This window comes from Hungatella sp., from assembly GCF_046966825.1.
The window spans coordinates 1-25,518 of record NZ_JBKVCZ010000067.1; the positions used below are offsets into that span (position 1 = coordinate 1).

Annotated in this window: 27 protein-coding genes and 3 pseudogenes; 21 read left to right on the forward strand and 9 right to left on the reverse strand. The window is 47.1% G+C overall.

Going from position 1 to position 25,518, the window contains the following annotated elements:
* The 4 genes from ACLTD4_RS19300 to ACLTD4_RS19315 form a co-directional block, all read right to left on the reverse strand.
* Positions 1 to 539, reverse strand: a 539-nt coding sequence (locus tag ACLTD4_RS19300) for an SWIM zinc finger family protein (RefSeq protein ID WP_412331481.1), incomplete at its 3' end; no start/stop codon positions are given.
* 308 nt (positions 540 to 847) lie between these two features.
* Positions 848 to 1,033: a hypothetical protein gene (locus ACLTD4_RS19305; protein WP_002604774.1), complete on the reverse strand. Its 186-nt coding sequence runs from the start codon at positions 1,031 to 1,033 to the stop codon at positions 848 to 850.
* Positions 1,034 to 1,038: 5 nt separating this feature from the next.
* A complete protein-coding gene (locus tag ACLTD4_RS19310; protein WP_117622379.1) occupies positions 1,039 to 1,851 on the reverse strand; it encodes a hypothetical protein in 813 nt (270 codons plus the stop codon).
* A gap of 478 nt (positions 1,852 to 2,329) precedes the next feature.
* Positions 2,330 to 2,914, reverse strand: a complete 585-nt coding sequence (locus ACLTD4_RS19315) for an accessory gene regulator B family protein (protein WP_117622377.1) — start codon at positions 2,912 to 2,914, stop codon at positions 2,330 to 2,332.
* Positions 2,915 to 3,105: 191 nt separating this feature from the next.
* Between ACLTD4_RS19315 and ACLTD4_RS19320 the strand changes: the two genes are divergently transcribed.
* Positions 3,106 to 4,419 carry a sensor histidine kinase gene (locus tag ACLTD4_RS19320; protein WP_117622376.1) on the forward strand — a complete coding sequence of 438 codons (1,314 nt, stop codon included), beginning with the start codon at positions 3,106 to 3,108 and terminating at the stop codon, positions 4,417 to 4,419.
* 11 nt (positions 4,420 to 4,430) lie between these two features.
* On the forward strand, positions 4,431 to 5,174 hold the full coding sequence (locus ACLTD4_RS19325) for a response regulator transcription factor (RefSeq protein WP_055653445.1): 744 nt from the start codon (positions 4,431 to 4,433) through the stop codon (positions 5,172 to 5,174).
* A gap of 171 nt (positions 5,175 to 5,345) precedes the next feature.
* Here the strand turns inward: ACLTD4_RS19325 and ACLTD4_RS19330 are convergent, their stop codons facing one another.
* Positions 5,346 to 6,227: a Cof-type HAD-IIB family hydrolase gene (locus ACLTD4_RS19330; RefSeq protein ID WP_117622375.1), complete on the reverse strand. Its 882-nt coding sequence runs from the start codon at positions 6,225 to 6,227 to the stop codon at positions 5,346 to 5,348.
* Positions 6,228 to 6,509: 282 nt separating this feature from the next.
* Here ACLTD4_RS19330 and rfbC point away from each other — a divergent pair, with 282 nt between their 5' ends.
* The 8 genes from rfbC (at position 6,510) to ACLTD4_RS19370 (ending at position 12,822) form a co-directional block, all read left to right on the forward strand.
* The gene (gene rfbC, locus ACLTD4_RS19335) at positions 6,510 to 7,103 is read left to right on the forward strand and encodes a dTDP-4-dehydrorhamnose 3,5-epimerase (RefSeq protein WP_117622374.1); all 594 of its coding nucleotides are present in this window, start codon (positions 6,510 to 6,512) and stop codon (positions 7,101 to 7,103) included.
* A gap of 155 nt (positions 7,104 to 7,258) precedes the next feature.
* Positions 7,259 to 8,044 carry a glycosyltransferase gene (locus tag ACLTD4_RS19340; protein ID WP_181988695.1) on the forward strand — a complete coding sequence of 262 codons (786 nt, stop codon included), beginning with the start codon at positions 7,259 to 7,261 and terminating at the stop codon, positions 8,042 to 8,044.
* Entirely contained in the window at positions 8,037 to 8,183 is a 147-nt protein-coding gene (locus ACLTD4_RS19345; RefSeq protein WP_181988692.1) for a hypothetical protein, read from the forward strand. The genes ACLTD4_RS19340 and ACLTD4_RS19345 overlap by 8 nt, the downstream gene beginning before the upstream one ends.
* A 110-nt stretch (positions 8,184 to 8,293) precedes the next feature.
* Complete coding sequence (gene rfbF / locus ACLTD4_RS19350; RefSeq protein ID WP_025529473.1) at positions 8,294 to 9,070, forward strand: glucose-1-phosphate cytidylyltransferase; 777 nt, start codon at positions 8,294 to 8,296, stop codon at positions 9,068 to 9,070.
* A 20-nt stretch (positions 9,071 to 9,090) separates the two neighbouring features.
* Positions 9,091 to 10,185, forward strand: a complete 1,095-nt coding sequence (gene rfbG, locus ACLTD4_RS19355; protein ID WP_181988696.1) for a CDP-glucose 4,6-dehydratase — start codon at positions 9,091 to 9,093, stop codon at positions 10,183 to 10,185.
* Positions 10,178 to 11,524, forward strand: a complete 1,347-nt coding sequence (rfbH, locus tag ACLTD4_RS19360) for a lipopolysaccharide biosynthesis protein RfbH (protein ID WP_117622373.1) — start codon at positions 10,178 to 10,180, stop codon at positions 11,522 to 11,524. Before rfbG ends, rfbH begins: the two co-directional genes overlap by 8 nt.
* A 102-nt stretch (positions 11,525 to 11,626) precedes the next feature.
* Positions 11,627 to 12,466: a LicD family protein gene (locus ACLTD4_RS19365; RefSeq protein WP_029467262.1), complete on the forward strand. Its 840-nt coding sequence runs from the start codon at positions 11,627 to 11,629 to the stop codon at positions 12,464 to 12,466.
* A gap of 116 nt (positions 12,467 to 12,582) precedes the next feature.
* Positions 12,583 to 12,822, forward strand: a complete 240-nt coding sequence (locus tag ACLTD4_RS19370) for a helix-turn-helix domain-containing protein (RefSeq protein ID WP_025529472.1) — start codon at positions 12,583 to 12,585, stop codon at positions 12,820 to 12,822.
* Here the strand turns inward: ACLTD4_RS19370 and ACLTD4_RS19375 are convergent.
* Both ACLTD4_RS19375 and ACLTD4_RS19380 read right to left on the reverse strand, forming a co-directional pair.
* The gene (locus ACLTD4_RS19375) at positions 12,819 to 14,396 is read right to left on the reverse strand and encodes a BCCT family transporter (RefSeq protein ID WP_117622372.1); all 1,578 of its coding nucleotides are present in this window, start codon (positions 14,394 to 14,396) and stop codon (positions 12,819 to 12,821) included. The two genes, ACLTD4_RS19370 and ACLTD4_RS19375, sit on opposite strands and share 4 nt — an antisense overlap.
* Before the next feature lie 423 nt (positions 14,397 to 14,819).
* A pseudogene (locus ACLTD4_RS19380) lies at positions 14,820 to 15,410 on the reverse strand (DUF6783 domain-containing protein).
* Between ACLTD4_RS19380 and ACLTD4_RS19385 the strand changes: the two are divergent.
* A pseudogene (locus tag ACLTD4_RS19385) lies at positions 15,327 to 15,524 on the forward strand (DUF6783 domain-containing protein); the annotation flags it as partial. The pseudogenes ACLTD4_RS19380 and ACLTD4_RS19385 overlap by 84 nt on opposite strands.
* Here the strand turns inward: ACLTD4_RS19385 and ACLTD4_RS19390 are convergent.
* A pseudogene (locus ACLTD4_RS19390) lies at positions 15,430 to 16,395 on the reverse strand (zinc dependent phospholipase C family protein); the annotation flags it as partial. The pseudogenes ACLTD4_RS19385 and ACLTD4_RS19390 sit on opposite strands and share 95 nt — an antisense overlap.
* Before the next feature lie 293 nt (positions 16,396 to 16,688).
* On the opposite strand from ACLTD4_RS19390, the gene ACLTD4_RS19395 reads away from it, so the two are divergent.
* From ACLTD4_RS19395 to ACLTD4_RS19410, 4 genes are all read left to right on the forward strand, one after another.
* On the forward strand, positions 16,689 to 16,994 hold the full coding sequence (locus ACLTD4_RS19395) for a hypothetical protein (protein ID WP_243008369.1): 306 nt from the start codon (positions 16,689 to 16,691) through the stop codon (positions 16,992 to 16,994).
* 51 nt (positions 16,995 to 17,045) lie between these two features.
* A complete protein-coding gene (locus ACLTD4_RS19400) occupies positions 17,046 to 18,428 on the forward strand; it encodes an alanine/glycine:cation symporter family protein (protein ID WP_029467267.1) in 1,383 nt (460 codons plus the stop codon).
* A 547-nt stretch (positions 18,429 to 18,975) separates the two neighbouring features.
* Positions 18,976 to 19,494: a peptidylprolyl isomerase gene (locus tag ACLTD4_RS19405; protein ID WP_117622371.1), complete on the forward strand. Its 519-nt coding sequence runs from the start codon at positions 18,976 to 18,978 to the stop codon at positions 19,492 to 19,494.
* 60 nt (positions 19,495 to 19,554) lie between these two features.
* Positions 19,555 to 20,364: a GNAT family N-acetyltransferase gene (locus ACLTD4_RS19410; protein WP_117622370.1), complete on the forward strand. Its 810-nt coding sequence runs from the start codon at positions 19,555 to 19,557 to the stop codon at positions 20,362 to 20,364.
* Here ACLTD4_RS19410 and ACLTD4_RS19415 read toward each other — a convergent pair.
* The gene (locus ACLTD4_RS19415; protein ID WP_117622369.1) at positions 20,300 to 21,001 is read right to left on the reverse strand and encodes a hypothetical protein; all 702 of its coding nucleotides are present in this window, start codon (positions 20,999 to 21,001) and stop codon (positions 20,300 to 20,302) included. The genes ACLTD4_RS19410 and ACLTD4_RS19415 overlap by 65 nt on opposite strands.
* Before the next feature lie 265 nt (positions 21,002 to 21,266).
* On the opposite strand from ACLTD4_RS19415, the gene ACLTD4_RS19420 reads away from it, so the two are divergent.
* The 6 genes from ACLTD4_RS19420 to ACLTD4_RS19445 all read left to right on the forward strand — a co-directional run bounded on the left by ACLTD4_RS19420 (position 21,267) and on the right by ACLTD4_RS19445 (position 25,512).
* The gene (locus ACLTD4_RS19420) at positions 21,267 to 22,010 is read left to right on the forward strand and encodes a YesL family protein (RefSeq protein WP_117622368.1); all 744 of its coding nucleotides are present in this window, start codon (positions 21,267 to 21,269) and stop codon (positions 22,008 to 22,010) included.
* Positions 22,011 to 22,177: 167 nt separating this feature from the next.
* Positions 22,178 to 22,762 (forward strand): GTP pyrophosphokinase family protein, encoded by a 585-nt coding sequence (locus tag ACLTD4_RS19425; RefSeq protein ID WP_117622367.1) that lies wholly within the window; start codon positions 22,178 to 22,180, stop codon positions 22,760 to 22,762.
* A 206-nt stretch (positions 22,763 to 22,968) separates the two neighbouring features.
* Positions 22,969 to 23,874 (forward strand): 4-(cytidine 5'-diphospho)-2-C-methyl-D-erythritol kinase, encoded by a 906-nt coding sequence (gene ispE / locus ACLTD4_RS19430; protein WP_181988672.1) that lies wholly within the window; start codon positions 22,969 to 22,971, stop codon positions 23,872 to 23,874.
* On the forward strand, positions 23,864 to 24,541 hold the full coding sequence (locus ACLTD4_RS19435) for a GntR family transcriptional regulator (RefSeq protein ID WP_002604748.1): 678 nt from the start codon (positions 23,864 to 23,866) through the stop codon (positions 24,539 to 24,541). Before ispE ends, ACLTD4_RS19435 begins: the two co-directional genes overlap by 11 nt.
* Positions 24,542 to 24,547: 6 nt before the next feature.
* Positions 24,548 to 24,742 carry a hypothetical protein gene (locus tag ACLTD4_RS19440; protein WP_117622366.1) on the forward strand — a complete coding sequence of 65 codons (195 nt, stop codon included), beginning with the start codon at positions 24,548 to 24,550 and terminating at the stop codon, positions 24,740 to 24,742.
* Positions 24,743 to 24,888: 146 nt separating this feature from the next.
* Positions 24,889 to 25,512 carry a TetR family transcriptional regulator gene (locus ACLTD4_RS19445; RefSeq protein WP_117622365.1) on the forward strand — a complete coding sequence of 208 codons (624 nt, stop codon included), beginning with the start codon at positions 24,889 to 24,891 and terminating at the stop codon, positions 25,510 to 25,512.
* Positions 25,513 to 25,518 lie beyond the last annotated feature (6 nt).

The window sequence follows — 25,518 nt, forward strand, 5'->3', positions numbered from 1 at the left end:
GTCTTTAAGGAACTGCCTTTTAATGTGGCAAGTCCGGCGTCCAGAAGTTCATTTACCATGGATTCCGCCATGGCGAGGCCGTCCAGCTGTTTTTTCAGTTTCTTTGTGCGGGCTGCAAGACTCGCTGGTTTTGAAGCTTTCGTGGACTTCTTTGCCTCACCGTCCGTGCGGCCTTTCTCTTCTTTTTTCTCCTCGCGGGCCTCTTTCCTGGCGCGTTTGTCGAGGATGGTCTGCGGAATTTCACAGATATCCCACGGCTCATCTTCCAAAAGCTTAAACATCAGAGCCAGGTCATGTTTACAGGGAAACTGACGGCTGGGACAGCTGCAGCGGCAGACAGGCGCTGCTTCATCTATGAAATCGACGGATACGCTGTAAACGGAACTTCCGCTTCCCCTGCAGTCTCCCATGTAAAAGGTGTCGTCGGCGGAGCGGGCCAGGTGTGTAAATCCGCCGCTCTTTACAATCTTCTTTGCATTGGCCACAGCACTCGCGTTCGGCGCCATGGCTGCGATCTGTTGTTCGGTCAGATGCTTCATGATGCGGTCCTCCTGATTGGTAGATTCTTTTATTCCCGCGTGGGAATTTGACTGATAATATTTTCACGAATCAGATTGCTATGATAAGAGTATAGCACATATATGGAGGTTTTTTAACAAAAAATTCCCCGGAAGCGTTCGTGCAGCTTCCAGAGAATTTAGTGTAATTTTAAGATTTACGATTTATTTGCTTTTAAAAGAGACTTGTACTAAATAAAAAGTTCATCCTCATTTACGCCTTACTCCAGGCTAAATTTACTGTTGTATGGTGAGTTTTACCGGAATTAAAGGTTTGGCTCGTCTCTGCACTAATCTCTAAAAATTATTATTAAAGACTCAACAACTATTGCAATCAAAATAATTAAAACATATGTTCCGAATTGAGACTTTACTATATTAAACCAGGAAGCATGGGTCTTAATTCTTTCTCCAATAATCATTGCAGCAAATATGAATATAAACCCCAAATTGTTTATTATGATTTTTTTGTTCATATAACCTAGTCCTTATAGTCCTTCGCATATGCAGTGGTGGTAACGCTGTCAATCTCTGTCGCATAATTACTATCCGTATAAAAAGTTCGTATTGTACGTTCAACTGCGCGTTGCTGTACTGCAGCCGTTGGTATCTCCGTCCATCTAAATGCAACATCTTCTATTACATAAGTCCATTTAATACTGTTCTGGAAAATATAATTTGCTACAACAGTTATTGCAGAAACAACAACTTTTACAGCAGGATCGATACCTGTAGCAACGCTTACAATTGCCTTAATTGTAGCACTAACCGCAGTAGCAGTAGTTCCCGCAACATTATATTTTTGCTTAAAGCTTCCCCAGTCCACAAATGTATCGCTTACAGGATAACCTGCCCAAGTTCCCCTTGTTTCAGGTACAATTTGAAGCTCTTTATTTTTGTTTAAATCAAGCGTATAAGTTTTCTCTTGTCCGTTTTCGGTTACTGTTGTATAAACGATATTATTTGACACAGTAACTTTTTCCTGTCGAACAAGTTTTTCCTCGCCATTCAAACCAACTTTATAAATAAATGAATTAGTGTTAGTTAAATCATTATTAGCCTGATCGTAAACTCGGTATGATTCACCATTTTGGTGATAAGTATAAACCAGTTCTTTAAAATCATTTCTTGCGACTGAAGAATCAAACAACCCCTCTATACTACCTTTTTCATAATGAATATTGGTTTTCTGGTTACTATTAATTGGTTCCTGAGCAAAAGCAAAACTTGCAGATGAAGCAGCTATGATAACAGATAGGGTAATACTTATAATTTTTACGATAAATTTACTCATTAAATACCTCCTCAAAATTGGAAATCCACGAGTCATTATTTTGATATTATCTATAATAAGTAATTATAACCACATCCAATGGAATCACCCCTTTGGTATAAGTTCTGGATTTTTATGGTGACGAATTCCATATGAAATACGTCACCATGAATAATTCAGGATAAATTAAAAATGGTAGCATTTATTTTAATACCTGTATTGGAAGTTCCAGCGCCGGCAGTATGTATGGCATGGACAGTTCCATTTACATCGTGAACTGCTGAACCACTTTGTCTGCTACTGGCATCTGCATTATAATTAAGTCTGGCGGTGATAACCGCAATCACAATGCTGCGTGCCTGATACTGTTTATTATCTAATCTGTTTTTTCCCCTTATACTGTATCAATTCATCAGGCACCCTCCTTTCATGTATATTAGCCGGAAAACTCTTTCCGACAGAATTCATAGAAATGTTCAATAACATTTTTTGAATGCGGTCAACAAGTTGTTTCTTCATTTTTACCGCTCCTTTCTAATCTGTTATGATTGGGAATTAATGTTAGTATCTCTAAAATAATTGGTGATACAATTAACATCCGTATACTGCCAAAAAGTACAGCTACAATCAAACTGCAGCATAGGAACAGAAAAGAATATACTTTTTTTCTGGCGATATCCTCAGAAGTAAAATATCCGATATTAATGCTTTGAGGCACCCATAATAAGACTGCAGCAATGCCAATAATGAAAATGCAGACTAGAGCGGGAATGCTAATCGTTACATATCGGCTGGCAGTTAAGGATAGACCCCATATAAAAAGCATGCTTAATGTACAACCGATATTATTTTTGGCATGCCTTCCACCTGCCTGCAATCGAAACATACAGAATGTAAACAGGATAATAAAAGACTCCTTACCTTCTCCAATCAAAAAACCAATTGCCAAGATTAATAATAGCTTTGATACATTTTCCAGAAAGAGTGTCATACCATATTCTATTATGACGTTTTCTTCTGGTGGTTTTTGATTGATATGATTCAGCCTTTGACAAATTGCTGATGATAATTCGGAAATATTCATTGGTATCACCTCTTAAGTAACAGTATAGAAGAAATTTTGTTAAAAAAAAGTTTTTTCAGTAAACGTTGCAAAATCCTGCATGAGCGTAAATTGAATCTAAAGACAGTAAAAATCAATAAAATATCAGATAACTTATCACCTTTACTTTTTCATGACGAGGGAATAAAATAAAAAAGGGGAGGTGGCATATTATGTTGGTATATTCATTTTATTTGATTTGCGGAAGCCTGTGCTGCTATATTGCCTGCATGTTTTTATTACCAAATAAATTGCTTTTGGGGCAAAAAATCACGATATTTGCATATATTTTGCTGGTCTCATGTTTTTTAGAACAATATATTGGACAAATGATATCTCTTGTAAGCGTAACGGGGATTATGCTGTTACTTACTGTTTTTACCCACGGTGATCTTTTGTGCCTCATCTGTTCGCTTACCGGATATTTATATGCGGTAGCCTTCAACTATTTGTTCCAATGGGCGTTTAATTCGGTTTTTCACGTGAGTACAGAAAATTGGTTTTCTCATGAGAAACTGGCGATTGGATTTTCGGTTTTTTACTGTATCTTCTGTGGTGTAACAACAAAGCTATTGGGAAATTTTCTGCATTTAAGGCTGAAAGAAAATGAATTGCTTCACGAACGCAGATTGATGTCAGGATTGTTTGCCTATCTGGTCGTGCTTACATCACTTTTTATTTTGAATATCTCATACGGTGGGGCTCTGGGATATAGCTATGGTGTCATTGCTTTAAGCGGAATTATATTTCTTTCGCTGTTTTTGCTCACAGTTTTTTTGCTGCTCGAAATTTATGAAAAAGCACTGCAAATTCAGCAAAAGAAAAGTCAATTGGCTCAATTTGAAAATTTACAGCTTTACACTAAAAAAATAGAAGAATCTTATGGAGCCATGCGCAGGTTTAAACACGATTACTTAAATATCCTCACAACGTTAGAGCTGTTCATAAAAGAGGACGATCTGCCGGGTCTGAAGGAATATTATTTTAACAAAATTTTGTCTGCCAGGCACGGACTTGCAGCATCAGATACAAAACTGGAGTCGTTAAGCAGGATTGGGAATACGGAGCTGAAGAGCCTGGTTTCATCAAAATTAATTTATAGTATGGAACTTGGAATTCATACAGATATTGAAGTGAAAGAACCTGTCGGGGAGCTTTTTATAGATTCCCTGGACCTGGCAAGAGTATTGGGGATTTTTTTAGATAATGCGATTGAAGCCGCACTGGAAACGGATGAAAAAGGTCTTAGATTTTGTATGGTATATACAGATGATGTACTGAAGGTTATCATACAAAATACTTCAAAGCCGCTTACTGTGAGTATTTACGATCTTAATCAGCAAGGAATTTCAGGAAAAGGGGAAAATCGTGGAATAGGACTGTTTAATGCCGAAAAGCTTTTGGCCGGATATTCGAATGTTGTATGGGATACTGTTTATGAAAAACCATGGTTTTCGCAGAGACTTATGATAACACGCTGTAATTAAGGAGTGAGGCTATGATAAATATTTATCTGTGTGAGGATGATCAGGTTCAGTTAGAGTGCTGGAAGAATAGGATTGAAAAGTATCTCATGATACACAATATGGATATGGAACTGTTTTGCTGGACGAAAGATCCCTTAGTCTTGCTTGCATTCCTGGAAAAATCAGAGTGTGTGGGACTTTATTTTATCGACATTGATTTGAATGCAGACATGAATGGTCTGGAACTTGCAGTAAAAATACGAAAGCATGATCCACGGGGATATATTGTGTTTATTACAACTCATGATGAGATGGCGCCGTTGACATTTAAACTTAAGGTAGAGGCTATGGATTTTATCTTGAAGGATGAACCAGACCAATTTGAGAAGAAAATCTGTTCCTGTCTGGAAGCTGCTCATACCAATTATTACAGGCATTTACAGGCAGGAAACAGAGCGCTGGTCATAAAAGACGGTCCGGATTCTATCCTTATGAATCAAGATGATATTCTGTTTATTACTTGTGGTCATAATTCCCATACGATTGTCATATACACCTGGAATGGAGTAAGGCGGCTGTCAGGAACTTTAAAAGAAATAAAAACTCGTCTGAACCGTTATTTTTGCTATTGCAGCCGATCCGCAATTATTAATATTAAAAATATGGAGATTTATTTACCGGGGGAAAGAAAAGTGCGAATGAAAAACGGTGCGTTTTGTGACGTGTCATTTCGTATGGCTGGAGAGATTCAGCGCCGTATAAAAGAACTGGGGTAATATTCTTGAGACAGTCCGCCCGCACACGTTCCAAATCCCTGTCCGATATATATCACCGCAGTCTTTTTATCAAATAATTCTGCCAACGCTCCTGTGAACGGCTGAAACAGAATGGTAAGGCTGGAATTAACGCCATAAATGACAGCCGCAGAGAATAATTTTCAAGTTTCTCTATAAATTCCCTTCCTCTTCCCCAAACACATACTTCCGAATAGCCCAGGCCACGCCGTCTTCGGCGTTGGATTTCGTTACATATTTGGCCCTTTTACGGATACAGTCCATGGAATTGTCCATAGCCACGGTCCAGCCGAATTCCGGAGTAAACATGGAGATGTCATTGTCGCTGTCGCCGAGAACCATGACGTCATCCAGGGAGATTCCCTTTGCCGCAGCGTAGGTCTTCAATGCGTTGCCCTTCTGTGCGGCAGTGTTGGTCAGTTCGATATTATTGGGAAATGAGGAGGCGGCAGCTAAATCCGGGTAGTTGGTAAATGCCTCTTTCATGCGGATTACCAGATCGCAGTCCAAGTCGTTCCCACAGATTTTGTAGATATCCGCATCTGCGGGAATTTCACCCAAGTCCCGGACGAAGGTCATGGTATCCATGCGCTCTTTGGCGGCAGCCCGGATTTCGTCGGGAATTTCTCCCGAAAATGGGGCACGGCCATTTAAAAAGTCGTAAAGCTCCAGGATTTTTCTCTCCGGATCGGCAGTGGAGTAGCGGCCATGAGAGGTCAGAACATCCATAGCAGCCCCGAACTCTCCGAAAACGTGGCTGATATCCTTTAAATTCTGTTTGTTCAGTGGAAGGTTCGCCATTTGTGTTCCGGCCTGGTCATAAATGACGGCCCCGCTCAAACAGATATAGCCACAGGTAATGCCGCAGCTGTCCATCATTCCTTTTGCGTCGTGGTGGTCACGGCCGCTGCAGATTAAAAATTCCACGCCATAGTCGGACAGACGGTGAATCGCGTCGATGTTGGCCTGAGAAATATTTGTATATGGGTCAAGAAGGGTGCCATCCATATCGGAGGCAATCAGTCGAATGCTCATTGGTACATGCTCCTTTATTGGTAAATGGTGATAAATAAGATTTCTTTCCATAGCTTATACTAAAAAGAGATATTCGTCAATGAAGAAACTGGTTCTGGCCGCAGCCATAGAAAAAACAGATTACAATTCAGAGGCCGGCAGGGCCGTGAACGGCAGTAAAAAATAGTGCTTGACCGTGACCTGACGTCACCCTGTATACTCCAGTTAGCAGAGTAAATGGTTAACCGCATAAAGGCTTAGCTGAGTATAAGCCTGGCTATGTAAAAATCAGGAGGAAAAGGAATGGGCGGTTTTAAGTTTGAGCAGTGCGGGAACATAGAAGGGCTTTATCTCGTGGAGCCTCAGGTGTTCTCGGATGAGAGAGGATATAACCTTGAGGCATACCATGCAGGCAGCTTCCGGGAGGCGGGGCTGGACATGGTATTTGTGCAGGACAATTTATCCATGTCTGCGAAGGGGACGCTCAGAGGGATGCATTTTCAAAAAAACTATCAACAGGGAAAGCTGGTCTGTGTCGTGAGCGGAGAGGTGTTTGACGCGGTGGTCGATATCAGAGACGGATCCAGGACGTATGGCCAGTGGTTTGGCACCGTACTTTCCGCAGAAAAGAAGAACATGTTGTATGTACCGGAAGGCTTTGCACATGGCTTTCTGGTGCTTTCAGATACTGCTGTTTTTTCTTATAAGCTGTCCGATTATTACCATCCGGAGGATGAGAGCGGCATTCCGTGGAATGATGAAACCATTGGAATCCGGTGGCCCATTTCGAAGGACATGACGATTCTAACCTCGGAACGGGACAGCCGCCATCCGGCTTTTGGTGAAGAAAGCGCTTTGAAGCCGAAAAAGAACCGGAAAACAAACCGAAAACAATGAAGGCGACGGTCCATGCAAATGTAATGGATGAGACAAGCCGTGGCAGGATTTAGAAATTCTTTCAAAATAATGAATAGGGTAGATTGTTTGAGGATGTTTATGGTATACTAGGAACACTTAGTGAGGCAGAAAACCACGCATAGAAAGAGTAAAATATAATGAAGCCACATACATTTGCAGTCTGCGCATACCGCGATTCTCCATATTTAGAGGCGTGTATCCGTTCCCTGAAGGGGCAGAGCGTGCCGACGGATATTATTCTCTGTACTTCCACACCCAGCCCCTATATTATGGATATGGCGGACAAGTACGGCATTCCCGTTCATGTGCGCGAAGGAAAGAGCAGGATTATGGATGACTGGAATTTTGCGTACCACATGGCAGATTCCCGTTTCGTGACCATTGCACATCAGGATGATATGTATCAGAAGGATTATGTAAAGCTGCTTCTGGAGTCATGGAAGCGGTATCCCGATATGACGCTGTTTACCGGCGGGTATACGGTGGTGAAGAAGGACACGCTTGTAAAGTTTGAAAAAGTAGAGTTCATCAAGCGTTTTCTGCGGCTGCCGCTGCGGCTCCGTCCGCTCAGCCACCTGCGGGCTGTCAAGAGGAGCGTGCTGCTGTTTGGAAACTCCATCTGCTGTCCGGCATGTACGTACAACAAGGAACTTCTGGGAGAACCGCTCTTTGATTCGCCGTACCAGTTCGCATTGGACTGGGACACGCTGTGGAAGCTGGCGGAGCGGGATGGCCGCTTTATCTGTATAGAACGGCCGTTAATGTATTACCGGGTCCACGAGGAGGCCACAACGAAGGCCTGTATTAAGGACAACAGCCGGGCGCGGGAGGAAGCGGAGATGTTTGCAAAGATGTGGCCTAAGCCGGTTGTGAAGCTTCTCATGCATTATTACCGCAGAGCATATGAGGAATATGAGTAACAGTTCAGACGGCGGAAAAATCAGTGCAAAGGCGGGCGTTAAGCTTGCTTATAAGACCGTGTTGGCATTGATTTTTACATCGGATGAATATCCGATGCTTCTTGACCGGCTTTTCCGGTCAAGAAGAGGAGCCGTCTGAACTGTTACGAAATGAGCAACAGCAATGAATAACTAAGTGGAGATGACATGTATTGCACGTAAGCGGCCAAATGACGTCCGCTAAGTGCTCATAACAAGGAGGATATACAGATGAAAGTAGTACTGCTGGCCGGTGGATTAGGAACCAGAATCAGCGAAGAAAGCCATTTAAAGCCGAAGCCCATGATCGAGATCGGGGGCAGGCCGATTTTATGGCATATTATGAAATACTATTCCGAATTTGGTTTTCATGATTTTGTGATCTGCCTTGGATATAAACAGTATGTGGTGAAGGAGTTTTTTGCGGACTACTTCCTTCACACATCGGATGTGACCTTCGATCTTGCCAATAATAAGATGGAGGTTCATAATAACTATTCTGAACCATGGAAGGTAACTCTGGTAGATACGGGCTTAAACACGATGACAGGCGGAAGAATCAAGCGGATTCAGCCGTATATCGGCGATGAGCCATTTATGATGACGTACGGCGACGGCGTGTGCACCGTGGATTTGAATGCCCTCGTGAAGTTCCATCAGGAGCATGGAAAGACGGCCACCATGACGACGGTGAACATCGCACAGATGAAGGGAGTTCTGGACATCAGCGACGACAACGCGGTCCGTTCCTTCCGCGAGAAGGATGAGAAGGACGCCAGCCTCATCAACGGCGGTTTCATGGTCCTGAATCCGGACATATTCTCCTATCTGGAGGATGACACCACCGTATTTGAGAAAGAACCGCTGCAGCGTCTGGCCGCAGAGGGACAGCTGATGAGTTTCCACCACACCGGGTTCTGGCAGTGCATGGATACGCAGCGTGAGATGCAGAAACTGGAGGCCTTATGGCAGACAGGCGCGGCACCCTGGAAGATCTGGGAAAACTGATACAGGAGAATGGAATTCATATGACAGAATGGACAAAGGAAATGTGGCAGGAATTCTGCACATTTTATAAAGGAAAAAAAGTACTGGTCACAGGACACACCGGTTTTAAGGGCTCCTGGCTCGTCCGGATGCTTGAGGAAGCAGGGGCAGCGGTGACGGGATACTCTTTGGAGCCGCCGACAGACCCCAGCCTCTTTTACGTCGCAGGGCTTCATAACACCATGGATTCGGTGATCGGGGATATCCGGGATCTGCCCCACCTGATGGAGGTGTTTGAGAGAACACAGCCGGAGCTGGTGTTTCATCTGGCGGCACAGCCCATTGTACGGGATTCCTATAAAGATCCCGTATATACGTACGAGACGAACGTGATGGGCACGGTTCACGTGCTGGAGTGCATCCGGAAGAATCCGTGTGTGAAGTCATTTTTAAATGTGACTACGGACAAGGTATATGAAAACAGAGAATGGGAATACGGCTACCGGGAATGCGATCCCTTAGATGGATTTGACCCCTACTCCAACAGCAAATCCTGTTCCGAGCTGGTGACACACAGCTATGCGAAGTCATTTTTTGCGGACGGCCATACGGCGGTGTCTACATCCCGGGCGGGGAATGTCATCGGCGGAGGTGATTTCGCCAACGACAGGATCATTCCCGACTGCATCCGCGCGGCGACGGCCGGCAGAGAGATCGTAGTCAGAAATCCATATTCCACGCGGCCATACCAGCTGGTGCTGGAGCCGCTGGTGATTTATATGGCGATCGCCATGAAACAGTATGAAGATCTGAACTTTCAGGGATACTATAATGTGGGCCCGGACGACAGGGACTGCGTGACCACCGGTGAACTGGCGGATTTATTTACGGCTGCCTGGGGCGGCGGCATCACGTGGGTGAACCGGTATGACGGAGGCCCTCATGAGGCCAGTTTCCTGAAGCTGGACTGCTCCAAGATTAAAAAAACCTTTGGCTGGAGCCCACGCTACGGCGTGAAAGAGGCCGTGGAGAAAACGGTGGAGTGGACGAAGGACTATCTGGCCGGTGAAGATATGCTGGCTGTGATGGACAGGCAGATAAAAGAATTTTTTAGAGAGGAAAGATACCATGTTTGAAAATAAGACAGAACAGGAAGCGAGACAGCAGATCCTGGACATGGTGGGAGCTTACTGCGATACCTACCATAATAAAAAGGAGCCATTTAAGGCGGGAGACAGGATTCCCTACGCGTCCCGCGTGTATGACAGAAATGAGATGGTGAATCTGGTAGACAGTTCCCTGGAGTTCTGGCTGACTTCCGGCCGCTATACGGATGAATTTGAAAAGGAGCTGGCCGGATATCTGGGTGTGAAGTACTGTTCTCTGGTGAATTCCGGTTCTTCCGCGAACCTTGTGGCCTTTATGACACTGACGTCTCCGCTTCTTGGCGAACGCCGGGTGAAGCGCGGTGATGAGGTTATTACAGTGGCCGCCGGTTTCCCGACCACGGTGACGCCGCTCATCCAGTACGGCGCTGTGCCGGTATTCGTGGATGTGACGATTCCGCAGTATAATATCGATGTGACGATGCTGGAGGAGGCGTACTCCGAGAAGACCAAAGCCGTAATGATTGCCCATACCCTCGGCAATCCTTTCGATCTGGCGGCGGTGAAAGCATTCTGTGACCGCCATAATCTGTGGCTGGTGGAAGACAACTGCGACGCACTTGGAACGAGATACACCATAGACGGACAGGAGCGGCTGTCAGGCACCATCGGAGATATCGGTACCTCCAGCTTCTACCCGCCTCACCATATGACGATGGGAGAGGGAGGCGCCGTTTACACGAATAACCCGATGCTGAACAAGATCATCCGGTCCTTCCGTGACTGGGGCCGTGACTGCGTCTGCCCATCGGGAAGAGACAACATGTGCGGTCACCGTTTCGACCGGCAGTTTGGCGAGCTTCCATTGGGGTACGACCATAAGTACGTTTACTCACACTTTGGGTACAACTTAAAGGCGACAGACATGCAGGCTGCCATTGGATGTGCCCAGCTCAAGAAGTTCCCGACCTTTGTGGAACGCCGCCGCCATAATTTTGACCGGCTTCGTGCCGCGCTTTCAGCGGTGGAAGAGCAGCTGATCCTTCCGGAGCCGTGCCCGAATTCAAAGCCAAGCTGGTTCGGTTTTCTTATTACCTGCCGGGAAGGCGTGTACCGGAACGGAATCGTGCAGTATGTAGAGTCGCACGGTGTGCAGACGAGGATGCTGTTTGCGGGCAATTTGACAAAGCATCCGTGCTTCGATGAGATGCGTGCAGAGAAGACCGGATACCGGATCGTCGGAGAGTTAAAGAACACCGACCGGATTATGGCCGATACGTTCTGGATCGGAGTCTATCCGGGAATGACGGATGCGATGATTGATTATATGGCCGAGACTATTATAGAAGCAGTAAAGAAAAACAGCTAAACGAAAGAAGCCCGGACGTGGGGATTCATATTAAGACGTTTCAGTGCTGCATTCACTGGTATCTGCACAATGCAGTACTGAGCATGGGGAGAAGGAAACCAAATGGAGAATTACGATCTTAAAAAAGTCCATGAGGCGAACCTGGCTATTTTGAAGGAAATTGACCGGATTTGCCGGAAATACAGGATAAAGTATGTTCTGGATGCGGGAACTCTCTTGGGTGCGGTGCGCCATAAGGGCTTCATCCCGTGGGATGATGATGCGGACGTGGCGTTCACCAGGCCGAATTACGACGCATTTTTGAAGGTGGTTAAAAGAGAACTGCCGGAGGGAATGACGTTGGTGGAGCCGAAGGATCTGCGGGACGGGAAGGCATTTTTCGATTTTACGGCCAGGATTATTTACGAGAAGAGCCAGATGCATGAGGATACGGAGGAGATGCAGTATTACGGAGGCAAGCTGAATCACCTTTGGGTGGATTTATTTACGATTGACGAGCTTCCCGCCAACAAGGCGGCATCCACCTGGACCCTGTTTCTGCACACGGCGATTTACGGACTGGCCATGGGACACCGCTATAAGCTGGACTTCGGAAAGTATGGCGTGATGGGCAGAATCTGCGTGTGGATACTGTCCACCGTGGGCAGGCTGATTCCCATGAGCGTCATCAGAAAGCTGCAGCATATGGCAGCGGTGAAGGACAGAAAAGGAAAGAGCCCCCTGCGCTATTACAGCAACTACCAGCCGGATTACCTGTATGTGACGCTTCAGAAGGAGTGGTGCGAGGAGACGGTGGATCTGCCGTTCGAGGACACCTTGCTCATGGCGCCCAAGGGATGGCATGAGGTTTTGACCTGGGTCTACGGGGATTATATGACCCCGCCGCCGAAAGAGGAACAGATACCCTCTCACTCCAGCATGAAAATAAAAATCATGGATTGATTACTTAATGTCTACTAAGCGTATAGATTGCTGGAAAATATTTCCAATCGGACATTATATCGACCGAATTCTACAATTTTTTTAGTTACACTAAAGAAAAAAGGAGGGATTCGGTCATGACGATATGTGAAGCAACCAGTAAGAGGATTGAGCAGCTATGCAGGCAGAAGCGTCTGACGGGATATTCTCTGACCTTTCAGGCAGGGATGCCGCCATCAACCTTTAAGAGTATTATGAATGGAAAGAGCAAGAACCCCGGAATCTGCAACATTAAAAAAATCGCCGATGGCTTTGGAATGACCATCCGCGAATTCTTTGATTCCGATATATTCAATGATCTGGACCAGGACGATTAATTCGCCCTGGTCTTTTCTTTTTCGCTTTCATCTCCAGGTGTCTCTCCACTTTCGCAGCGGTCTAAATATTCCCTCGCATCCTTAAAAAAGCTGAAGAGTATTAACAGAATAATGATTCCGATGGGGAATGCCGCGATGATGGATACGGTCTGCAGATTCGCCATCGAGTTCTCTGAAAAAATGAGGGCGATGGGGAACAGCATCAGCAGTATGGCCCAGAACAGCTTCACATGCTTGTCGGGCTGGGCGTCGGACGGCAGTTCCTTGTAGGAATAGGACGAAGCCACCATAGTAAGGGCATCGAAGGAGGTGGCATAAAAGGCGATCATGGTTACAGCCAGCAGGATAAGCCCCAGCTTCGCCAGCGGAAGCGTCTCGAAGATGGCCATGATAGTCTGATATAAATCCCCGGTGGCTGCGTAGATGCCCATGACATCCAGATGTCCCTTCGTCTGCAGCGCCAGGCTGTAGTTGCCGAGTATGATAAAGGAGGTAAATGTTCCCGACAGTCCGAAGCAGTATCCGCCGAGAACCGTCTGGCGGATGGTGCGTCCCTTGCTGATGGTACCGATAAAGAACGGGGTGGCTACGCACCACACCATCCAGTAAGCCCAGTAGAAGATGGTCCAGTTCTGCGGGAAAGACGAGGTGCGCAGCGCGTCGGTCCATGTGGACATGCCGATGAAATTCTGCACCATATTGCCGATAGCCGTAACTCCCGTCTCAATGGTATAGCGGGCCTCTCCGCCGCCGATCAGCACGTAGAGCAGCAGGCCGAAGAAGAGCCAGGTACAGGAGGCCGCCAGCTTGGCGATGCCCTTCATACCGAAATAAACGGTGATGGTGTAGACGACACAGATGATGACAAGGATAACAATTGTCAGCATGTTGGATTCCGGGATCCCGGTCACGCGGCTGATCGCCATGGAGAGCAGCGGGGTGGCAAGGGAAAATGTGGTAGCCGTCCCTGCCAGCAGCGCAAAAACGGCGATCAGGTCGATGACTTTTCCTCCAATTCCATCCACGTGTTTTCCGAGGATCGGGCGGCAGGCCTCAGAATACTTCTGCTTGGTGCGCTTCCTGACGTGAAGCATGAAGCCGAAAGCCACGGCCAGCACCATATAAAAGCTCCAGGGAATCGGTCCCCAATGGAAGAGGGGGTAGGTGGAGGCCCAGTCCTGAAACGTCCCCATGTCTGCAATGTGCGGTTCATTGGCATAGAGCACCCACTCGCAGAGCGAGTAGAAGAGAATGTCGGCCGCAAGGCCTGCCGTAAACATCATGGTTCCCCATTTGAAATTGGAGTACTGCGGCTTCTCTATATTTCCCAGCTTAATCTTTCCGTATCTGGAAAATGCCATGTAGAGTGAGCAGAGAAAGACGCCGAGTCCGATCAGTAAGTAGTAGCTGCCGAATTCATTGCCGAGGAAGAAACGGATCGACGAAAGCGTATCAGTCGATTTCTGCGGGAACACCATAAATAAAAGACAGAGTATAAGAACACAGACGAACGGGACGATGGTCGTAACCCAGTCCAGCTTCTTCATCAAGTGTTTTTTTTCATTCTGGTCCATGATAGTACCTCCTAAATGTTCAAAAAATTAAAAATAAATTTGATATTGAACATGATACCATGGTTATCCAGAAAATGCAAGAATTAATTGTGAAGATTTTCTGACTTTTTTCCAAAACCACTACAAAAATGAAGCCGCATCCGATATAATAGCCTCGTGCAGAAAAAAGGAGGACTGAAATTGATCATGAAGAAAAAAGTGTTAATTATATGTGGAATTACGGCGATGCTGCTGGCTGGCTGTACCAAAAGCAATATTGTGACAGGAGGGCCTGCGGAGCCGGTATTTGAAACTCAGGAAGGGATTGTGCTGGACTGGGGACAGATCGGAGATGATCTGGATGAAGAGTACTTAAATAACGAGGATTACCCGAAGGCGGTGAGCGTCAATTACAGTGTGGATCCGGATAAGAAGACTATCGATTTAACGCTGATGATGAACGCGGGAGCCACACCGGAGGAGGCCGTGGCCTTTGCAAATGCGGTTGTGAGAACGATCAACGATGAGGCAGCAGTACAGGATTTCTCCATTGAGCCCTCTACAGAGGATTCCTATGGCGGATTCTTCCAGGACTATACGCTTAATCTTATCGTTATGCCGGACGGCATGATGACGGATAAGTCCGTATGGCTGGTGAATATGACGATCCCGGCCGGTTCCAACGAGGCTATTGTGCCGGTAGAAGGTGCGAAGGTTATGGAGCCGACGTCTGCAGAAGAGGACATGGGGGAAGAAGTGGAAGAGAGCGGCGAGGAAAGCCAGGAATAATCGATTTACCAGGAACGTGCAGATATGAGAAACAAAAGGTGCAGCAGCGAATTTCCTATTCGCGTCTGCACCTTTTAACATCCTGAGAATCCCAGAGCGTGTTTGAAAATTCATTCCCGCCATCTGCCCGCCCCACTTCGCGGCATATTTGCCCCCAATTCAGTCAGCGTAGCCCACTACGCCTCCTTCATCGGGGTCAAATCTCCCACAAAGTGTGACGCACAGCTGACGGAAAGCAATTTTCAAACGCGCTCTAAGATACTGCCAGGCCGCTGTGGTAGGAGTAGTTGCCCAGTTCCTTTAACAGCGCTCCATGGTCCTGATGAGAGAGCGGGGTGGTTGATATCAGCTCTTCATTAAATAAGTAGAATACGTCGCTGCATTTCCGCATGGACTGGTGGAAGAGATCCGGGAACGATGCCTGGGAAGCCAGACGTTTATCCCATGGATTACACCAGGTCTCGTGATCTAAGTTCATGGCTCTGACCGGATCCGGCGGTATGTCGGTTACCAGCTTTTTGGAAGCGATGGGATTCTTCAAAAGCAGATTTTCCACCACGGCGATGCTGTTTCTTTTGCGGCTCCTGGGATCGGCCAGTGTGCGGCATCCGATGCGCATGGCCAGAATGGAGCGGGACACCATCCGGGGCGTTACGCGGAAATTGTTCCGGTAGTTGATCGGATAGTAGGCTTCATTGATGCAGGACGAGAGGAAACCGGAGATAAACTGCGTTTCCAGTCCGTTTAAACAGATCGTGGCCGCCTGGTTAAACTGGGACGGCTTTTTCTTTTTGTATTTCATAAGAAGAAGGGCGTCGATGTCATTCTCCAGCGTGGCGTGAAGGCCATGGTAATAATTGCCGGAATTCTTAATGTCGTATTCGATCCGCCCATACACGTAGGGATGGCAGATGGAATCCGCAACGTAGTGACAGAAATAGCCGCTTAAGTAGGAGATGGCCTGCTCGCGCTGCTGCTTCGACTCGATGGTGGCCAGATGGTTTAAGCATACGGCGAAAAAGGTGCTCACGTGGTTCTCGTGCATGTAGGAACCTACGTTTCGGTAGTCACGGTGGCGCAGGATCGGAATGTTGTAGAAAAACATATCGGGGCCCTGCAGCCCTAACTGATAAAGCCAGCGGTACTTGGAGATAATTCTTCTTAACTGGTTGTTCGGAAGATCATTGTATGCTTTGACGCCGAGTAGATAATGGGTGGTAAATCCGGGCATTTGATCACCTCTTGATGGAGTATTTTGGGGGACAGTCAGCGAAAACCGGTGAGTGAATCGAAGAGACTGACGATCCCGGTCAGGGAAGCCGAAATACAGACGTTCCGGCCGCCCTGACCTATACGCACATTATACCACATCCCGCCTCGCATGGTGTAATATATAGTGTGATTTTTAATGGAAATTTTATTCCTTTTTATTCTTTATTCTCATATTCCGTAATCTCTGCCTGGGACGCCGAAGAAATCTTGGGAAACAGGTGCTCACTCTGCGGTATTGTGATAATATTACCTTTGAGCGAATCCATACTGTATCAAATCCGCTTTGATGTGCAGCAGGACCTGCACCGGTTTCAGCCGTCTGTTTATCATATCGAGTTTGACCGGATGACAGAGCTGGGAGAGGCGTTCCTGAAATTACAGCCGGATACGCCGCAGATATACTATATCTGGGGGCACAGCTACGAGTTTGACTACCATGACACCTGGGGGAAATTCGAGGAATTCTGCCGTATGATGAGCGGCCGTGAGGATATTTTTTACGGGACAAATTGTGAGGTACTGCTGTCCGATGTAACCGACAGCCTGTACCATGCATAGAACGTTGTCTCTCCGAATAAGTCTTAATAAAAGCAAATTGGAGCGGCATCGATGATACATAGAATTCATGAGCTTGTCTGGGGGCCATGGCTGCTGGTCCTGTTTCTGGGGATCGGCATTATTTATACGGTGAAGTCCGGTTTTTTCCAGATCAGAAGGCTGCCGTACTGGTGGAAGATGACCATCGGAAGCATACGGGAAGAGGAACTGGAAGAGGAAGGCGCCGTGACAAAGTTCCAGACGGCCTGTACGGCACTGGCGGCTACCATCGGGACCGGAAATATCGTGGGAGTGGCGACCGCACTCACCGCAGGGGGGCCGGGAGCACTCTTTTGGATGTGGGTGTCCGCCGCCATTGGCATGATGACAGGCTATGCGGAGACCATGCTTGGTATCCGCTACCGTTACCGGGATAAGAAGGGCAAATGGATCTGCGGTCCCATGGTTTACCTGGAGCGCGGAATGCATATGCCATGGCTGGGAATGCTGTACAGCTTCTTCTGTGTCATGGTATCGCTGGGGATGGGGAGTATGGTACAGTCCAATTCCATCGCGGAAACCTTCCAATATACGTTTGGGAGCCGCCCGGAGGTGGTGGGAGTAATCCTGACCGGCATCGTCTTTCTCGTGATTTTTGGCGGAATCGGCCGGATCGCCATGGTATCCGAACGGCTGGTTCCCATTTCAGCCGGGATTTACATGCTGTTTTCCATGGTGGTCATCATGTCGTGCTACGACCAGATCCCCGCTATTTTCGCCTCGATTTTTCACGATGCGCTGAAGCCTGGAGCGGCTGTATCCGGGGCTGCGGGATATGGAATCTCCAAGAGCCTTCAGTATGGTATGTCCAGAGGCGTGTTCTCCAATGAGGCCGGACTGGGCAGCATGGCCGTTCTGCATGGAGCGGCTGAGGAGACGACGCCGGAGCAGCAGGGCATGTGGGCCATGTTCGAAGTGTTCTTCGATACCATTTTGATCTGTACCATGACGGCCCTTGTCATCCTCTGCATGACCGGCGGAGACGCGGCAGGCTCCGGATACGATGGCGCGGCTCTCACAGCCTACTGTTTTTCCAAACGGCTGGGCGGCCTGGGAGAGTACCTCGTGTCGGCAGCGATGATGCTGTTCGCATTTGCCACCATTATCGCCTGGTACTATCTGGGACGGCAGGCGTCGGGCTATCTGGCCGAACGGCTGAAGGAGCACGGCCATTTCCTGCTTCTCTCCAGGATTCTGCGGGGAAAGGCGTATACGTTCCTCTATCTGGGCGCGGTGTTCTTAGGCTGCGTGGCCAGACTGGAAACGGTGTGGGAGCTGTCCGATATCTGGAATGGTCTGATGGCGCTGCCCAATATTGCGGCTTTAATCTTTTTGATGAAGGAAGTAACCTTTCCCAAGGGAAAAGAGGGGGAAATACAGACCGGAAAAAACTGATATGGCAGCAGCCGAAAAGAGCCTCTCCGCAGCGAAGAGGCTCTTTTTAAATATTTGTTTATTTCAATCCACATTTCGAACTTATATATCACTCAGAATGACACAGTAAATTTACCACTTTTTATCTTATTGCCATATAGTCCTGAGCTTTTGTCAGTGGGATATATATGCGTCACTGAAGTTAGACTTGTTTTTAATAATTCAGCCCTCTAATTGTAACGCTAGAGGGCTGAATCGTTTATTTTGTTTGAAAAAGGGAGGAGAGCTGATAATAAATTATCAGCTCGAGTATTATGAAAAAAATCTTATAAGCTATTTACTTGTTTACAATTAAAGTATATCCACGAATCATGAAGAAATCATGTTATTTATGTAAAAGGTTTTTGAATGAAATTTAAACAAAATGTGAACAAAAGCCTTACACGGCCTGTACTGCACCGAAAAGAATCGAAATACCGTCTTCCGTCTTGAAAAGCCGGGACAGATTTGGTAAAATACTTTCAGGTTGTACAGAATGCATGGTACAGAGAAAGGAAGTAATTATAATATGAATAATCCGGTTGTTACAATAACCATGGAAAATGGCGATGTCATGAAGGCCGAGCTCTATCCTGAGATTGCTCCGAACACAGTAAATAATTTTATAAGTCTGGTAAAAAAAGGTTTTTATGACGGACTGATTTTCCACAGAGTCATTAACGGCTTTATGATCCAGGGCGGCTGCCCGGACGGAAACGGAATGGGAGGCCCGGGATATTCCATTAAGGGTGAGTTCAGCCAGAATGGATTTAACAACGCGTTTAAGCACACCGAGGGCGTGCTGTCCATGGCCAGAGCCATGAACCCGAACTCCGCAGGCTCCCAGTTCTTTATTATGCACAAGGTTTCCCCGCATTTGGACGGTTCCTACGCGGCATTCGGCAAGATTACCGAAGGCATGGATATTGTGAATAAGATTGCCGATGTGCGCACAGATTACAACGACCGCCCGATGAAAGAGCAGAAGATCAAATCCATGACAGTGGAGACCTTCGGCACAGAGTATCCGGAACCGGAGAAATGCTAATCAGGAAGCACTAATAAGAAGTACTAATAAGAAGTACTAATTAAGACAGAGGATGATTGTATGACAGAGAAACGAACCGTATTCATCAGCGGTACGCCGTATACTGTCACCATTTCCAGTGAACAGGAGGTCCTGTCGGCCGCGTATGCGGCTGGCGGGGCCATCATTGGTTTATGGGACAAAAACAGAAGCGGCCAGAGCCTTGCCCCTGCGGAATACGTTGTGGAATGCGCGGAGGATGCCGATGAGGAGTTTCTGGAGCGGGTGGTGAGAAGAAGGCTTCATATGCCCTGGATCATCGCAGAGACGGAGCGGCTGGTGATCCGGGAATTCACGGCGGAGGATGCTGCGCACATGATTCTGGAAGATGCGGGACCCGGTGATGAGATTTTTCACAGCAGAGAGAAACTGACCGCATATATCGACAGCCAGTACCGGTTCTTTGAATACGGAATCTGGGCGGTGGTGGAAAAGGAGAGTATGGCCGTGATCGGAAAGGCCGGGCTCTTTCAGCCAACCGCAGAATTCCTGAATGGGGAAATCCAACAAACAGAGTTCCGGCAGGCAGAAATCCAGCAAACAGAGTCCCGGCAGGCAGAGTATTCTCCACTGCAAAAAAAAGAGGATACCCCGCTGGAACTGGGATATCACATCTTCACTCCCTGGCGGCGCTCCGGCTATGCGAAGGAGGCGTGCAGGGAAATATTAAATTATGGTACCGGTCGGCTGACCGGCTGTATCTGCGCGGTCATTGAGGAAGGAAATACGGCCTCCATACGCCTGGCCGAATCACTTGGCTTTCGTCTTACTGCTCAAAGATATAGCGAATCAGCTGGATTGCTGTATCTGTATGAGGCGAGTTGCTCATAATGGTGAGGACCGGATCTTCCAGGATCAGGCCTGTCTTCTCGCCAAAGGAGGTATCTCCGATGCGGATGCCGCAGAACGCTTCCTGACCGGTCTCGGCATTGGTGACCGGATAGAGGTAATCCTTTACCTGCTCGTATAAATCCGCCGGGAGGGCTTCTTCCAGATTGAGAAATCCGTCCATCTCCCCGTAATGGTCAATGACATCCGGGCGTCCGATCATGACGTCCAGTCCCTTGCTGGAGATCATGGCAGTCAGCTTTGCCAGTTCCGCGTAGGAGTACTCGTTCATGGCCGATTCATCAAAAGAAGGGGACATGGAATAGTCCACATCGATCTTCGTATTTTCGTCGAGTCCGATAAAGGCGCGGAAGCCCTCGTTAAAATACTGGTCCACGGTCAGCGCTTCACTGTCATAGCGGCTGTTCAGGACGGCACAGCTCAGCGCGGTGTCGAACCGGTTGTTGTACATGGCGCCTCCGATGGATCCCACCAGAAAAACCGCGATCACAACCCCGATGATAGGAAACTTATAGTATTCCCAGATATACCAGAATTTGTCTTTGAAAGACATCTCTTTAAGCTTGGCGGCTTCCTCGTGCAGCCGTTCTTTAAAGGTAACATTTTCATAAGGTGTCATGGATAGTCAAACCTCTTTCGTGAATTAGTCGGCCCGGATTCCACCGGTTCCGGTTGAGCGGCGGGCCAAAGGCCCGGGTGATTGCTCATTGTATACCACATTATACCACAACCCCGGCATAATAATTGTGAAATTTTCATGAAATAAAGAAGAATGTTTGCTTTTTGAGACAGGATTCGCTATAATACTCATTAATGCTACTAGAGCGTGTCTGTATACTCATTTCCACCGGACACACTCAAAGGAAAGAGAAGGGGTACGACTTATGCTGTCTGGTTTTTTTAATTATGATAATCCTGTCTGGCGTTTTATCGGGAAGTTTGGAGATCTGATCATACTGAACGTTCTGTGGTTCGTGTGCAGTATTCCCATTTTTACAATTGGGGCATCGACGACCGCTGTATATTACGTTACGCTGAAGCTTGCGAGGAATGATGACGGATACACGATCCGGTCCTTTTTCAAGTCCTTTAAGGAGAACTTCAAGCAGGCGACCATTATCTGGCTGATTATGCTGGCTGTGGGTCTTATTCTGGGCTTTGACATGCTGTTCTTTACAAGGGGCGGTTTTAACATGTCCCAGCAGTTTAAAACAGTCATGGTAACGATTTTCCTTGCTATGTCCATTATTTATCTGGCGATTATAACCTACATATTCCCGCTTCAGTCCAGATTTTATAATACCATTAAAAGAACGTTTTTCAATGCATTTTTCATGTCCATCCGTCATTTATTCCAGACAATCGCGATTATCGTCATTGATGCGGCTGTGGTTGTGGCGATGGTGATGATTCCGCAGATCATGATGTTTGGCGTGCTCTTTGGATTCCCGCTTCTTGCATTTATCAACTCCTATATCTTATCTCCGATCCTTCAGAAGTATATGCCGAAGGAAGAGCGTGAAGACGGCGATATGAGACCGATCTTTGCCGATGAGGAAGAGGCCTTAAAGGCAGTGGGAACGATAAAAGAGGATGAAGTTAAGAAAGAAGAGCCGACAGAGCAGTAATCGTTGATAAGTCCGGCTATATTATATAGAAGAAAGCGTTGTACTTCTGATCAGAAAAAGTTCAGAAAGCACAACGCTTTTTTTAGAATTTGGACATGGGATGGACACAAAAATGAGGTATAATAATCCCCAGTATGGTTGGTTTTGAAAAATCCGGGAGGTGGCATATGACGGAAGAGGAGTATGTTGTGTTTATCCAGCCTTATGAGGACGCGCTGAAGAACATTCGCGTCCGCGTCGAAGTGTTGAATGACGATTACCGGCGCAAATACCAGAATTATCCCATTCACCATGTGCAGGACAGAATTAAAAAGAAAGAAAGCATAGAACAGAAACTGATCCGCAGAGGCTACGAGAGCGACGTGGAATCCGCCAGGGACTGCCTGACCGATATTTCGGGAATCCGCGTAATCTGCTATTTTGTGCGTGATATTTACGCCGTAGTGTCTTTGCTTAAGAAACAGACCGATATCGTAGTGATCAAGGAGTGTGACTACATCAGCAATCCCAAGCCTAACGGCTACAGAAGCTATCACGTCGTGTTCGGCGTCCCCGTCTATCACACGGACGGCATGGAGTATTATCCCGTGGAGATACAGCTTCGGACCATGTCCATGGACTTGTGGGCGAGCATGGAACACCGCATCTGCTATAAAGGCAGCCAGAAGCTGGAGGAGAAGGCGGCTCAGGAATTCAAGGAGTATGCGGAATATTTAAAAAACATGGAAGAGGAGATGGAAGCGTACTTATAAGATGAGTCCCAGGCCTTAAGTTTACAGTCATAAACCCCGCCGGCGGTGTATTGCCGGCGGGGTTTATGACGTTTACAGGTAATATGAGGAAGCCGGTTAGAAAAGACTTGTACTTTTTCCTCTTTCGTACTATACTTAATACTGTATACAAAATAACGAAAAAGTACAATCTGAAGAGATTAAGAAAATGCGAGGTATTTATGCCTATGATAAGACATCTTGGACTTAAGGCCTATGGGAAGATTAATCTGGGGCTCGACGTTCTTAAGAAGAGAGAGGATGGATACCATGAGGTCCGTATGATTATGCAGACGGTCGGACTTTATGATAAGATTGATCTTTACTTAAAGGAGACGCCGGGGATTACCGTCCAGACTAATTTATACTATCTTCCGGTAAACGAGAATAATCTGGTGTACAAGGCGGCAAAGCTTTTGATGGACGAGTTTCACATCAACCACGGAGTCACCATTCATTTAAAGAAGTTTATTCCGGTATCCGCCGGGATGGCGGGCGGCAGCAGCGATGCCGCGGCCGTGCTGTTCGGAGTGAACAAGATGTTTAACTTAGGGCTTTCCATGGAAGCGTTAATGGAGCGCGGCGTGAAGATCGGGGCCGATGTTCCCTACTGCGTGATGCGGGGGACGGCGCTCTCGGAGGGAATCGGTGAGATTTTAACGCCTCTGCCGCCTATTCCCCAGTGCCAGGTTCTGATCGCCAAACCGGGCATCAGCGTCTCCACTAAATTCGTATATGAGCATCTGGATGCCGCTTCCCTGCGTCCGTCTGACCATCCGGACATTGACGGCATGATAGCGGCCATCCGGGAACGCGACATTTACGGGGCCGCCTCCCTGCTGGGCAATGTGCTGGAGACGGTCACAATACCGGAATACCCTGTGATTGCGGAGATCAAGGACCGGTTAAAATCACTGGGAGCGGTAAATGCCCTGATGAGCGGCAGCGGACCCACGGTTTTTGGAATATTTACAAGCCCGAAGGCGGCGGAAGAGGCCTACGAGGAAATGCGTTACGGCAAGTCCGCCAATCTGGCGAAATCTGTATATCTGACTAATTTTTACAATACAAAGGAGGTTTCCCATGGGAAATGATCTGAAGGTGAACATGAATGAATATCTGCCGCTGCGCGATGTGGTTTTCAATACGCTGCGCCAGGCTATCTTAAAAGGAGAACTGGCTCCTGGCGAACGTTTAATGGAGATTCAGCTGGCGGAGCGTCTGGGCGTTTCCAGAACACCGATCCGTGAGGCGATCAGAAAGCTGGAGCTGGAAGGTCTGGTGCTGATGATCCCGAGAAAGGGCGCCGAGGTCGCGAAGATCTCCGAGAAGAGCCTTCGTGATGTCCTGGAGGTGAGACGCTCCTTAGAGGAACTGGCGATAGAACTGGCCTGTCAGAGAATGACAGAGGAAGAGGTAGATGCCCTGGAACAGACCCAGGAGGAATTTAAGGCTGCGGTGGCCTGCGGAGATGCCATGAAGATCGCGGAGACCGATGAGACGTATCACGATGTCATCTATAAAGGCACCGGCAACGACAGGCTTGTACAGATTCTCAACAATCTAAGGGAGCAGATGTACCGTTACCGTCTGGAATACATTAAGGACGAGGATAAGCGTCAGATTCTCCTTCTTGAGCACGACAAGATCTTAAAGGCTGTGAAGCTGCGCCGTGTGGAGGAAGCCAAGGAGGCCATGAGGGAGCACATCGATAACCAGGAAATCACGGTTTCCAGAAATATAAAGGAGCAGGAGGGCTAAAGACATATGATGACGTTTAAGGACCGGTATTTAGCAGGTGAAGTCGAATTTGAGGCGATTGACGATTACGTGGAAGCGTGGAACGGCAGCGACGATCCCCGTACTCTGGCCCAGTTTCTGGGGCTTGATGAGGAGGAAGAAGACATCTGGATTGAGGAAAGTGATGAAGCTCTTAAAGAGCTTCTTGACAGCAAAAAATAAATGGGCATAAAATTTATAAAAAAAGTATAACCTTTATTGACAAGGTGACAACATGTCATTATAATAAGTGACAGGTTGTCACCTTTCGCGTTTAAAATTATGGCTGGCCGGAAAAAGGGTGAGAACGAATAAAGAGGGGTGAGAATATGCCGACAGAACGATTTTATAAGTTGCCGGAGGAGAAGAAAAAAGCGATACGTGACGCGGCCATGGAAGAATGCATCCGGGTTCCTTTCGAAAAGGTCTCCATCAATAAAATAATTCAGAATGCAGGAATATCCAGAGGAAGCTTTTACACTTATTTTGAAGATAAGCGGGATTTGGTGAGATACATATTCAGCGACACTGCGGATAAACTGAAGTTCTTCTGGACGAAGTCCGTGGTCACACACGGCGGGGACCTGTGGATTGCCTCGGAGGAACTGCTGGATCAGGCGATTATCTTCGCACAGAAGGGGAAGATGTTCCAGATGATGCAGAGCATCGTTCTCTACCAGGACTTCGACAAGCTTTTTGCGGAAATCCATGGAAGCAATGGTGTGGGTGAAAAAAAAGGCAACGAAATCTTAGAGGCTCTGTACGAGGTGACGGACAAGGGGAAGTTCCGCAAGATCGATATGGATTCCTTTGGAATTCTCGTGTCCATGATCATGGGATGTGTGATGGAAAGCATAGGCTGGTATAACCGGCATATGGAGAGTGAGGAAAATATTAAGAAAATTTTCCGTGAAAAATTAGAAATACTGCAACATGGAATTTGTAAACAGTAACTAGAA